This is a genomic window from Pseudomonas sp. LBUM1652 (assembly GCF_059716105.1).
Window position 1 is genome coordinate 2,094,490 of sequence record NZ_CP166804.1, and the last position, 12,609, is coordinate 2,107,098.

9 protein-coding genes are annotated in these 12,609 nt (G+C 58.4%); 3 read left to right on the top strand and 6 right to left on the bottom strand.

All coding sequences use genetic code 11. The features are described 5' to 3' along the window. Positions 1-11 precede the first annotated feature (11 nt). Positions 12-398, bottom strand: coding sequence for a hypothetical protein (locus ACA069_RS09565; RefSeq protein ID WP_489878646.1), 387 nt, complete (start codon positions 396-398; stop codon positions 12-14). Continuing rightward, complete coding sequence (locus tag ACA069_RS09570; protein WP_497617210.1) at positions 395-5,248, bottom strand: RHS repeat-associated core domain-containing protein; 4,854 nt, start codon at positions 5,246-5,248, stop codon at positions 395-397. Before ACA069_RS09570 ends, ACA069_RS09565 begins: the two co-directional genes overlap by 4 nt. Positions 5,249-5,494: 246 nt before the next feature. Here ACA069_RS09570 and ACA069_RS09575 point away from each other — a divergent pair, with 246 nt between their 5' ends. Next, on the top strand, positions 5,495-6,190 hold the full coding sequence (locus ACA069_RS09575) for an HAD-IA family hydrolase (RefSeq protein WP_187680107.1): 696 nt from the start codon (positions 5,495-5,497) through the stop codon (positions 6,188-6,190). A gap of 82 nt (positions 6,191-6,272) precedes the next feature. Here the strand turns inward: ACA069_RS09575 and ACA069_RS09580 are convergent, their stop codons facing one another. Beyond that, on the bottom strand, positions 6,273-7,019 hold the full coding sequence (locus ACA069_RS09580; protein ID WP_187680108.1) for a 3-oxoacyl-ACP reductase family protein: 747 nt from the start codon (positions 7,017-7,019) through the stop codon (positions 6,273-6,275). A 126-nt stretch (positions 7,020-7,145) separates the two neighbouring features. Between ACA069_RS09580 and ACA069_RS09585 the strand changes: the two genes are divergently transcribed. Next, positions 7,146-8,072 (top strand): LysR family transcriptional regulator, encoded by a 927-nt coding sequence (locus ACA069_RS09585; RefSeq protein WP_489878649.1) that lies wholly within the window; start codon positions 7,146-7,148, stop codon positions 8,070-8,072. A 130-nt stretch (positions 8,073-8,202) separates the two neighbouring features. On the opposite strand, the gene ACA069_RS09590 is transcribed toward ACA069_RS09585, so the two are convergent. The 3 genes from ACA069_RS09590 to ACA069_RS09600 form a co-directional block, all read right to left on the bottom strand. After that, entirely contained in the window at positions 8,203-8,931 is a 729-nt protein-coding gene (locus tag ACA069_RS09590) for an aspartate/glutamate racemase family protein (protein WP_187680110.1), read from the bottom strand. A 55-nt stretch (positions 8,932-8,986) separates the two neighbouring features. Continuing rightward, positions 8,987-10,525 (bottom strand): NCS1 family nucleobase:cation symporter-1, encoded by a 1,539-nt coding sequence (locus ACA069_RS09595; protein ID WP_497617212.1) that lies wholly within the window; start codon positions 10,523-10,525, stop codon positions 8,987-8,989. A 486-nt stretch (positions 10,526-11,011) separates the two neighbouring features. Further along, complete coding sequence (locus tag ACA069_RS09600) at positions 11,012-11,746, bottom strand: phosphoadenylyl-sulfate reductase (protein ID WP_007960132.1); 735 nt, start codon at positions 11,744-11,746, stop codon at positions 11,012-11,014. Between the two features lie 163 nt (positions 11,747-11,909). On the opposite strand from ACA069_RS09600, the gene thrH reads away from it, so the two are divergent. Continuing rightward, the gene (thrH, locus tag ACA069_RS09605) at positions 11,910-12,527 is read left to right on the top strand and encodes a bifunctional phosphoserine phosphatase/homoserine phosphotransferase ThrH (RefSeq protein ID WP_401271323.1); all 618 of its coding nucleotides are present in this window, start codon (positions 11,910-11,912) and stop codon (positions 12,525-12,527) included. Positions 12,528-12,609: the final 82 nt, after the last annotated feature.

The window sequence follows — 12,609 nt, forward strand, 5'->3', positions numbered from 1 at the left end:
GTCCTTACAAACTAAAAAGACTTTAACCATGAACGATAGAAGGCCTTTTGATCCTCTATGTTGTTTGTTAGATCTCTGTCCTCGTAATCGAAAATTCGGACAATATCTTCCTCTTCTGTGGGGCGTCCTTCACGGAGTTCGTACGCAACAAGTCCGCAGGACATTTGTGAGCTCATACCCGATGGATAAACGTTTATTTTAGAGCCCTTACATAAAAACGTAACTCCCGGAAATTCTGACCTCAGCGCACCAAAACAGCCAAACATGTCGTAAGACGTATAGATTTTTTTTAGGCCATCTTTTCTTGTAAAAGTTAGTGCCCTATTCCTTCTGTCACATTCAATAAGAGCTGCTTCCAGCCCCTGAGCTGTTTTAATCTGGATTTCTATCGGTTTCATTGTTTGCTCCTGTTTGGGTTGAGCACTGAATAACCTTTATAGCTGCCATCTTCGTAGACTGGCGTGGCTCCTACTATATCTTGACTTTTAATGCCCCCTGGAACTGCAATTTCTACTTCACGTCGATGGGGTGAAAGGGCACCAAGTTCTTTGTTTACGTCAATCCCTTTAACGTTCTTCAGGACATATATATAGCCGTCGGCAATGCCGTAGCCCGTTGCAAATTTTGTTGCCTGTTTTTCTGAAAAAGAAGTACTCACGTACCAGCTAGGAGGAATTTTATTATCCAAAGCATGCAGGAAAAGATCTTTACTATCGCCCCACGGTTCAAACCCAGCATCGAAAATTTCCCATGGTTCTCGATCATCACCGCGGTACAAATAATGGTTTTCTTGTATTGGGGCTGGAGTTGCAGGTGCCCCTTCCTCTACACCAACGTTGCTAAAAGTGTCGACTTCACGTGAAGGTTTTCCGCAATTGTCCCCACCCGGACAATCACTCAACCCCAACGGATCCACCCACCCCGTTGGATTCGGCACGTACTGGTACTGATTCAACCCACCCGCCAACTTGATCGGATCGGGCGTCAGATACCTCCCCAACCGTGGGTCGTAGTACCGGTGCCGGTTGTAATGCAGCCCGCTCTCCCCATCGAAATACTGCCCCTGAAACCTCAGCGGCTGATCCAAGTATTCCTCGGCGGCGAGGGTCAGCGCGGCGACTTTGCCGTAGGCGTCGTATTGCGCCGACCAGACGATTTCGCCGCTGTAGTCGGTGAGTTCCTGTGGGGTGCCAAGGTGGTCGAGTTGGTAATAGAACGGGCAGGCCTTTTTCGGGCCTTTGCCGTCGAGCAGCGCCAGCGGGCGGAAGGTGCCGGGTTCGTAGACGTAGCTGCGGTGGTGGGTTTGGCTGCTTTCGGCGACGAGGTTATCGCCTTGCCAGAAGAACTCGGTGGTGGCGCCGTCGACGGTTTTGCTGATGCGCCGGTTGAAGGCGTCGTAGCGGTAACTGGCGGTTTTGCCGTCGGGGCGGGTCAGGCCGATGAGGCGGTGTTGGCAGTCGTAGCGGTATTCGGTGACGAGTTTCTGCGCGGTGCCGCGGCGTTCGCGGATCAGGTTGCCGAAGGCGTCGTAGTCGTAGTGGCGGTCGCCCTGCATCAGCAGGCGGTTGCCCTTGATTTGCGTCGGGCCGGAGCGATCCTGCATCAGCAGATTGCCGGCCGGGTCGTGGGCGAAGGATTCCGGGAGTTCGTCGTGCGAGTGGCGCACGCGGATCAAACGGTCGAGAGCGTCATAGCCGTAGGTGCGCTGGCCGTGGCGGGTGTCGGCGATGTGCTCAAGGTTGCCGTTGGCGCTGTAGGCATAGTCGCGGCGATACAGCGAATCGTGCTGATGGCCTACGGCGTGGGCGAGCAAGCGGCCCTGATCGTCGTAGGTGTAATCGCTGAGCAGCAGACCTTGTTGCCTTTGTTGCTCGCGACCGGACTGATAGACGTGGCGGGTCAGTGACGCGCCGTTGAGGTCGATGGCTCTCAGCGCACCGCCCTTGGCGTGGTGGTAATCGAGTTTGCTGTTGTCCGGCAGGCGCATGCGTTTGAGCTGGCCGCAGGCGTCGTAGGCGTAACGCAAAGTGCCCCAGCCCTGGTGCTCGGTGATCAGCCGGTCCTGCAAATCGTATTCGAAGGCCAGGGGATGCTTCTGACCGTCGTCGACGCCGGTCAGTCGGCCGAGGCGGTCATAGCGGTATTCGACCTTGATCCCGTCGGGCAGGGTTTTGACCAGCAGGCGACCGGCGGTATCGCGTTCGTATCCGGTGACCAACGTCGAGCCGTCATCGCCGAATTCGGTCTTTTCCAGCAGATGACCATTGAGGTCATAGGCGTAGGCCGTGCGGCGCCCATCGAAGCCGGTTTCCTGTCGGATCAGTCCGGTCGGCGTGTAGTCCAGTCGGTACTTTTCGCCGGACTCGTTTTCGATTTCCGTCAGCAGCAGCTGCGCATGGTCGTAGCGATACTGCACCCGCGTACCGTCGGGGTTGATCCGCCGGGAGACAAGATGCAGGTCGTCGTCATATTCGTAACGAGTGACGCGGCCGAGTTCGTCGCGTTCGGCGGTGACCTGGTTGTAAGCGCCGTAGCTGTAGGCGCGCGTCGCGCCTGTAGGAAACGTCACCTGCACCAGACGGCCCACGGCGTCCCAGTGCTGACGCGTGAGCGCACCGTGTTCGTCCTGAGTCGTGCTCCGTCGCCCCAGCGCATCGTAGGAGAAGCGCCGCACACCGCCATCGGGCAGGGTTTCTTCAACCAATTGACCGAGACCATTCCAGACCAGCACATGCCGACTGGTGTCCGGATAACGAATCGACAGCAACTGCCCAAGCGCATCGTAGTGGTAATGCGTGACCTGCCCGTCTGGATCAACCGCTTCGGTAACATCACCCTGGGCATTGCGCCGGTACGTCCACACCGCCTCGCCGCGAGAGCGGCTGTGCAGGAAACCGTTGCGGTACTCGTAGGACGTCGGCTCATCGTCCGGTGGAAGCAGCGCAATCAGGCGTCCGACGTCGTCGTAGCGGTATTCGGTGACGGCGCCGAGCGGATCCTGCTCGGCGATCAAACGCCCCGCGTCATCGTAGGCCTTGAGGTGCTCGCCACCGTCGGCCTCGACCTTGCGCACCAGCCGCGCACGGTCGTCGTGCACGTAGGTTTCTTCAGTGCCATCGACGTAATGCACCGCCACGCTGCCGTTGTCATCCCAGACGTAGCGGGTGTCCATCTGCGAGAACGACGCCCAGTGCCGCACGCAGCGCGCCGATTTTCCGGCCCGTTCCCACTCCCAGAAGAAACTCGCGCCACCGGTCAGCTGACGCTGGAGGATGACGTGCTGATCGTCGTAGTCGTAACGCTCGCTGTCACCAACGGCGTTACACGCTTCGATCAGGTGTTGATAAGCGTCGTAGCGATAACTGACGAGGGTTTGTTCAGTCGTCCATTCAGCCAACTGAAACGACTGATAATCGACGGCCACCAAATGCTGGCGGTCGTAGCGCAGTAATAGCGATCGACCCGCCCCGTTATCCAGCCGCTCAATACGATCCTGACGATCCCGAGAGATGCGCAGACGGTTGCCATACCCATCACTGACCGCCGTCAGCCGCCCGGCCCGAAAGTGATAAAACCGCGCCGTGTCCCCCGCCAGCGCAAGAATCAGCTCCTCCGGCTCATCCCCGAGAAAAATCGCCGCCCGCGACAGACTGTTGTGAATCGCCGGCCGCTCGACACTCGGCAACGGAAACCGTGTGCGCCGATTTTCGTGATCCACCCAAACAACAAAATCGCCCTCAAACTCCAGCCGATGCGCCAGCGAATGGCTCCAGCCAAACCCCAACCCGACATCGATTTCGGCGGCACTGGTGCGATACAACCGGGTGAACTCGAACGGCAGCAATCCATCGAGCGTGCCGTCAGTCAGGGTCAGCAGTTCCTCACCGGTAACCATCGACACCGGGCAGCCGTTGGTGCAGGTCGAGGGCACACAGTCGGCGCTGTCGCCGTTGGGGTTTTTCGCTTGATCGGAGGCGTCATCGCGTGGCTCATGGCGCTCCATCCGGCTCATGCCATGCGACTTGTCCCGTGCGAGAGGCGCCGGGTTCGGCACCGTCAACACCAAGGAATCCGCCTGACGAATGTTCAGCGGTATCGACGGCGTCGGTTTCAACTCAACGTCACGCACATTGAGCATCAGCGGTTTCAGTGCGCTTGCGTGCTTGCTCAGTTCGGGCGCAGAGCTCAGTTCCGCCAGGCGCAACGCAGAAGCCGCCAGCCATTCCCGCGCGCGAGGGGATTTGATCTTCGCCAGCACTTTGCTGCTCAAACGCAGTGGCACGCCGACGCCGCCCGATACCCGCATCAACAGAAAGCTGATCAACAGTTCGACACGAACCTCGGCTACCACCTCCGCGAGGTATTGCGGTGGCAGCATCTTCAGCCAACTGGTGAAGGCCGCCAGATGAATAAACAGCAGCGGCTCGTCGCTGAGGATCAACAAACCGTTGGCAATGGCTTCGCTGGAGGCTTGCAGCAGAGCGTCCAGTTCGACCTCGGTCAGGTACTCCAGCAACTTTTCGCTGTTGACCTGCAAGTCGGCGAGCAGGGCGAACAGTTGCTTGATGTCATCCCAGACACCGTGCAGGGCCTTCTCGAATCCGCGCCAATCCGCCTGTTGCAATTGACCGTAACGGTCGAGAAATCCGGCACTGGAGAACTCTGTCCACAGTGGCTGAAATCCGTCCCACTCCTGGCGCAACCAGACTTCCAGCCCGTCGAGCATGCCTTGATAAGAGGCATACAGCGCTTGCACATGCTGGCTGGAAACATCGGGAAAGAAGGTGATGCGATAACGCTGGCCCCGGTCGCAGTCGGTCACCTCCAGAATGCCGCTCGGTCCGATTTCATAGTGCTGCGGGGCGCCGAAGGTCAGAACGCCGCCGACATCGGACATCACCGGTTCGAGCGTCAGTGGGGTGTTGCCGATGGGGACGAAGCGCGCAGCCTCGAACATGTGCACCAGGGTCAACGGGCCGCTGGCGGGGCACATGAATACTGATGAACTGATGGGTTTACGGCTTTTGACTGGTGCACTGAGGTGAACGTCGTTGCCGACTCTGAACACCTGCTCGATGTCCAGCATCGACCCCGTCCAGAATTGTTCGGCCCAGGCGTCGTAGTTGTTCAGGCACAGGCGAAACTCCCGGATCAACGTTTCGAAGTCCGGGTGTTCTGGATTCAGGGCGGCAACCACCAGCAGGCCGATGCTGTTGTTCAAGGCCAGAAGCCGATCGGTTTGGAACATTCGCAGGCACTCGCGCACGTCAAAAGAGGTGCGCGGACTTTGCGGGTGATCAAAAAGTAAAGAAGTCGGGCAAGTAGGGGATGTCTGTAGGACTTTTCGCTAAATACTCACGAGTCGTTCAGCGCCCCAGCGTACATTGCCCGTTGCTCAATGCCCGTTGCGCTCGTTATGCTGCTGAACCCATTAATCAGATCCGAGCAGCGGCGCTATTCGCCGCCCGGGATGTCTTTGATAACGGATCCGATGATGAATGCACCGCTGAAGGCGTTCGGCCCGATCAAGGCCGTGATTTTCGATATGGACGGTTTGCTGCTGGACACCGAGGGCATTTACACCGAGGTCACCTCGCTGATTGCCGGGCGTTACGGGCGGACTTTCGACTGGAGCATCAAGCAGAACATCATTGGCCGCGGTGCCAACGATCTGGCCAATTACGTGGTGCAGGCGCTTGATCTGCCAATTACCGCCGAAGAGTTTCTGGTGATCCGCGAGCCGCTGATGCGTGAGCGTTTCCCCTCGGCGCAAGCGATGCCAGGCGCGGAGGAACTGATTCGCCACCTCAAGGCGCACAATATTCCAATCGCTGTGGGCACCAGTTCGTCGCGTCAGTCGTTCGGTCAGAAAACCACGTTGCACCGCGACTGGTTCGCGCTGTTCGATTTCATCGTCACGGCGGACGATCCGGAAGTGGGTGCAGCCAAACCTGCGCCGGATATTTTCCTCACGGCGGCCCGGCGTCTGGGGGTCGCGCCCGAGGATTGTCTGGTGTTCGAAGATTCGCCGTTTGGCGTGACCGCGGCGAAAGCGGCGGGCATGACCGCCATCGCCATTCCGGATGCCGCCATGGCCGATGAAAAATACGCACACGCCGACGGGATTCTTCGCTCGTTGAAAGCGTTCACCCCGAGCGCTTGTGGTTTGCCGGCACTGGAATGGGCTTGATCGGGCCATAAAGCTATAAACAAAAACGCCGCCCCTCAGTTAAAGGAGGGGCGGCGTTTTTCGTACAGGTAACTCAGTCAAATCAGGCGCCGAAACCACCGTCGATGGTCAGGCTGGCACCGGTGATGTACCCGGCTTCCGGGCCTGCCAGATAAGCGACGAAACCGGCGATTTCTTCCGCTTTGCCGTAGCGACCCACGGCCATCAACGGAATCAGGCTTTCGGCGAAGTCACCGTGCGCCGGGTTCATGTCAGTGTCGACCGGGCCAGGCTGCACGTTGTTGATGGTGATACCGCGTGGGCCGAGATCGCGGGCCAGGCCTTTGGTCAGGCCGACCAGCGCCGATTTGCTCATCGCATACACACCGCCACCGGCGAAGGGCATGCGGTCGGCGTTGGTGCTGCCGATGTTGATGATTCGCGCGCCTTCGCCCATGTGTTTGGCGGCTTCTTGGGAGGCGATGAATACGCTGCGAATGTTGATCGCTACGGTCTGGTCGAAATCTTCCAGTTTGAAGTCTTCCAGTGGGGCGACGGCCAGTACGCCGGCGTTGTTGACCAGAATGTCGAGGCGTCCAAAGGCTTCGACGGTGGCGCTGACCGCATGGCGGATGGCAGCGGCGTCGGCGCTGTCAGCCTTGATCGCCAGGGCTTTGCCGCCATTTGCGGTGATGCTGTTCTGCAACTCTTCAGCTTTTGCGGTGGAGCTGACGTAGGTGAAGGCAACTGCAGCGCCTTCAGCGGCCAGACGTTTGACGATCGCGGCGCCGATACCACGGGAACCGCCTTGAATCAGAGCGACTTTGCCGCTGAGGTGTTGAGTGGTCATGTTCGATCTCCAGAATATTCAAGGCGAGATGCCTTGTTGTTGGAGCCGAGTATCGACCTCTGATCCACAACCCACTAGCCCATGATTGCTATAGTCTGTGTAAACCAAAAGTTTACAGTGGCGACCATGGAAAACTTTAACAGTATCGAATGCTTCGTGCGCAGCGCCGAAGTTGGCAGTTTTGCCGAAGCGGCGCGGCGTTTGAGCCTGACCCCGGCAGCGGTCGGCAAAAGCGTGGCGAAACTCGAAGCGAAGCTAGGCGTGCGGTTGTTTCAGCGCAGCACCCGCAGCTTGACGTTGACTGAGGCGGGGCAGCTGTTTTTGAGTCAGGTCAGTGCCAGTCTGACCACGATACAGAACGCCGTGGCCAATCTGGCCAGTGTCGAAGGCCTGCCAGCGGGAACTTTGAAAGTCAGTATGGGCACAGTGTTCGGGCGCTTGTATGTCGTGCCGTTGCTGGAAGAGTTTTTACGTCGATTTCCGGCGATCAACCCTGATTGGCATTTTGATAACCGTCAGGTCGATTTGATCGGGCAGGGTTTCGATGCGGCGATTGGCGGGGGATTTGAATTGCCCCAAGGCGTCGTCGCACGCAAATTGGCACCCGCACATCGAGTGTTGGTGGCGTCTGCTGACTACCTGGAAAAGCACGCAGCGATCATCGAGCCGGATGAACTGCAATATCACGATGGCATTCTGATTCGGTCGCCGCAAACCGGTCGAGTACGCTCTTGGCAATTGATCAGTAATGGTAGTCAGCTGTGTCGACCATTGACCCTCAAGACGCGAATGACCATGAGCGACTCCGAGGCCGCCTGCGCGACGGCGGCGCAAGGTTTGGGGATTGCACTGGTCAGCATGCCGTTTGCCGTGGGTTATCTCGAGGCGGGTACGTTACAGCGCGTGCTGCCGGAGTGGTACATCGATGACGGCAACATTTCGATCTACTACGCCGAACATAAATTGTTGCCGGGCAAGACTCGGGCGTTTGTCGATTTTGTGATTGAGCAGTTTGCGCAGCAGGGGTTGGCTCGGCGGTTCAGTGCTCTCTGAGTTTGGCTTTTAACCGAATTGCGGCCATCGCGAGCAGGCTCATTCCTACAGGATCGCTGTTGCTCACAGATTTCAGGCACGACACTAACCCTGTAGCAGTGTGCCTGCTCGCGATAAACGATAACGCGGTCTATCGTGCAAACCGCTCCGGCCAGCCCACAATTTTCTTCGGCCGAGGCGTCGCATAAGTCCGCACCTTGGACGTCGACAACCCCAAACGCACCAGCGCCTCAGCAATCGTCACCGCCGCCGTCACCCCGTCCACCACCGGCACCCCGGTGCGGCGACGAATCTGTTCATCAAGTCCGGCCATGCCGCCACAACCCAGGCAAATCACCTCGGCCTTGTCCTGCGTAACCGCCAATTCAGCCTGATGCACGATCGCCTCCAGCGCACGTTGCGGCTCATGTTCCAGTTCCAGCACGGCCAAACCACTGGCCCGCACCGACGCGCAACGATCCCACAGACCGGAGAGTTTCAGCCGATCCTCGATCAGCGGCACGGTGCGATCCAGCGTAGTGACGACTGAATACGCATGCCCGAGAAACATCGCCGTACTGGCCGCCGCGTCAGTGATGTCCACCACCGGTACATTGAGCAATTCCTGCAAGCCTTCGCGGCCATGTTCGCCATAGCCGGCCTGAATCACCGCATCGAACGGCTGGTCGTAGGACATCACCCGATCCATCACGGCGATGGCGGCCAGGTAGCTTTCAAAGTTGCCTTCAATCGAATCGGCGCCGAAATACGGCGTGAGTCCGACAATCTCTGTACCGGGTGACGCGACAGCCTGCGCCGAGCGGGCGATGGCCTGGGTGATGGATTCGGTGGTGTTGACGTTGACCACGAGAATACGCATGGGAAGTCCTTTTTGGCAGGGTGGTTCAGCGGCCCGAAAGTCGGGCCGCGAGGATTTAGTGGCAGACGTTATCGACCGCGAAGGATTCGCCGCTGACGTCGGCGTAGTGCGGTTCGCGTTTGGCGATGATCAGGTAGAGCATTCCGGCGATCCCGGCACCGATCAGCCAGGAGAACGGCGAAATACTGTGGAACCCCGGTACCAGCGCCAGGACGATGGCGATCAGTGCCGCCGGAATAAACGCCGCCACGGCGCGGAAATTGACGCCACGGCTGTAGTAATAAGTGCCGTTCGGGTCTTCGCTGTAGAGTTGCGGGACGTTGATCCGGCCTTTGCGGATCAACCAGTAGTCGACCATGATCACCCCGTACAACGGGCCGAGCAGGGCGCCGAGGCCGGACAGGAAGTACACGATCACCAACGGGCTGTTGTAGAGGTTCCACGGCAGGATCAGCACGGCGATGGTCGCGCTGATCAGCCCGGCCCGGCGGAAGGTCAGGTACTTGGGCGCCAGGTTGCTCAGCACGAACGCCGGGGCAACGAAGTTGGCCATGATGTTCACCGCCACGGTGACGATCAGGAACGCCAGGCAACCCAGCACCAGGAAGAAGGTGTTGGGAATCGAAGCGATGATCTCGGTCGGGCTTTCGATGATCCGGCCGTTGATTTGAAATTGCGCGCCGCACAGCAGGACGGTGATCGCGGCGAACAGCAGAATGTTCACCGGCAAACCCCAGAAATTTCCGACTTTGATGGTTTTGCGGCAGGGCGAGGAGCGGGCGAAGTCGCAGAAGTTGAGGATCAGCGTGCCGTAGATCGCCAGCCACAGTGCGCCGCCGGCAAAGATGTTGCGCCACATCTCGCCACCGCTCAGCGGTTCGCGGATCGACCAGGCGATGGTTGCGTTGGCTTGCGTGTACATCCAGGCGGCGAGTGCGGCGACGGTCAGCAGAATCACCGGCCCGGCAAACCCTTCGTAACGGCGGACCATTTCCATGCCGTAGGCGAGGATCACCAGTTGCACGAACCAGATTGCCACGAAGCACACCCAGCCCAGCGTCGACAGGCCGAGGATCAAGTTGTGGTCGTATTCCGCGAAGCCGGGATGCACCGCCGTGAGTAAAACCCTGAAAACAACCGACGCCAGATACGTCTGAATCCCGAACCAGGCGATGGCGATAACTGCCCGTATCAGCGCAGGAATTTGCGCCCCGTGGATGCCAAAACTGATCCGGCTGATCACCGGAAACGGCACCCCGGTTTTCTGCCCCATGTAGCCGGACAGGTTCATGAAGAAATACACCAGCGCCGCGCCGATCCCCAGCGACAGCAAAATCTGCCAGCCCCCCAGGCCCAGGGCGTAGAGGCCGATGGCGAATGAGTAGTTAGCGATGTTGTGCACGTCGTTCGTCCACAGGGCGAAGATGCTGTATTTGCCCCAGCGTCGGCCTTCGGCCTTGGTCGGTGCTAGGTCGCTGTTGTGCAGACGAGGGCTCAGATGCAGCGGCTCGACCAGTCCGTCATATGGCAAAGGTTGATCGAGTGCAGAGGAGGGCAGATTCAGCGCGATGTTGTTGGAGAGACTTGTACGCATTCCGGCAGGCTCCTGATGTTCAGGGCCGCGATGACTGTGCATGAGCCGCCAGGCTCGACATATCTTCGTCGCGGCAGTGAAAGCATCACTGGTTACGGGGCATCTGCAGCCTGTACGGGATAGGGCGCTTCAGGCTTGCGGATCGAAGGTGTGCATGTTTTGCAGTTTTGTATACAAAACATGTATGCACTAAAGCCAGATGTGTGCCAATTGCCGATCCATGAAGGCCATCGCTGATTTTGAAATGTTATTTCTGATTGCTAAGTGACTGAATCGACGCCGATATAAATTGACCGATTGGCCAGGTATTTATTTTTTGCGCGGGATCGTGGCGAGGGGCAGAAGGAAGGGAGATTCAGGCGGGATGTAACTTTTCAGGGCGCGAAAATAAAAAGTGCACACATAAATGGCACTGATGGTGACATTCGTGTGTACACATTTTTTGAGGTTTCACAAAGCACAAGGGAAAATCATCGAGGCAGAGAATTACGCCTTGCTGATGATATTCCCCGCATGCAACCCGCATTCTTTCTGGGTCGCTTCTTCCCACCACCAGCGGCCTTCGCGCTCGTGCTGGTTCGGCAGGACAGGGCGGGTGCACGGCTCGCAACCGATGCTGATGAAGCCGCGCTCGTGCAGGCTGTTGTACGGCAGCTCCAGCATACGGATGTAGCCCCAGATCTCTTCGCTGGTCATCTGCGCCAGCGGGTTGAACTTGTACAGGGTGCGCTCCGGTGTGGAGAACGCGGTGTCGATTTCCATCACCGCCACGGCACTGCGAGTGCCCGGGCTCTGGTCGCGGCGTTGGCCGGTGGCCCAGGCTTTGACGCCGGACAGTTTGCGCCGCAGCGGTTCGATCTTGCGGATCCCGCAGCACTCGCCGTGGCCGTCCTTGTAGAAGCTGAACAAGCCTTTTTCCTTCACAAACGGTTCCAGTTTCGTGTAGTCCGGCGAGACCAGTTCGATGTCGATCTTGTAGTGCTCGCGCACCTGATCGATAAAGCGATAGGTTTCCGGATGCAGGCGGCCGGTGTCGAGACTGAACACCTTGACGTTCTTGTTCAGCTTCCAGGCCATGTCCACCAGCACCACATCCTCGGCGCCACTGAAAGATATCCACAGGTCATCGCCGAACTCGGCAAACGCGAGTTTCAGGATGTCTTGGGCGGATTTGTTGGCATAGGTCGTGGCGAGTTCCACGACATCGAACGTTGGGCTCATCAGGGCGGCTTCCTACAGGTCGGTGGCGCTGGGCGCTCTATATGGCGGCGATGGTAACAAAAAGCGGCGCCGGGCGGGACGTGCTGTGCGTTGCGCGGCTTTGGTGGAGCCGCTAGAGTTCGGGCTCGCTCGACTCAATAATCAATACAAACGGGAGTGTCTTGTGGAAATTGCTTGCCTGGATCTTGAAGGGGTACTGGTGCCGGAAATCTGGATCGCCTTCGCTGAAAAAACCGGAATCGAATCCCTCAAGGCTACCACCCGGGACATTCCCGATTACGACGTGCTGATGAAGCAGCGTCTGCGCATCCTTGATGAGCATGGCTTGAAGCTCTCGGACATTCAGGAAGTGATCGCCACACTGAAACCGCTGGACGGCGCGGTGGAGTTCGTCAACTGGCTGCGTGAGCGCTTTCAGGTGGTGATTCTGTCGGACACCTTCTATGAGTTTTCCCAGCCGCTGATGCGTCAACTGGGCTTCCCGACTTTGCTTTGCCATCGTCTGATTACCGACGAAACCGGGCGGGTGACCAGCTATCAGTTGCGTCAGAAAGATCCCAAGCGGCAGTCGGTGCTGGCGTTCAAAAGCCTGTACTACCGGGTGATTGCGGCGGGTGATTCGTATAACGATACGACCATGCTGGGCGAGGCGGATGCGGGGATTCTGTTCCATGCGCCGGACAATGTGATCCGCGAGTTCCCGCAGTTTCCGGCGGTGCATACGTTTGAAGCGTTGAAGCAGGAGTTCATCAAAGCTTCGAACCGCGACCTCAGCCTGTAAACCCGACCCCTGTAGGAGCTGCCGCAGGCTGCGATCTTTTGATCTTTAAAGGCAAAGATCGCAGCCTGCGGCAGCTCCTACA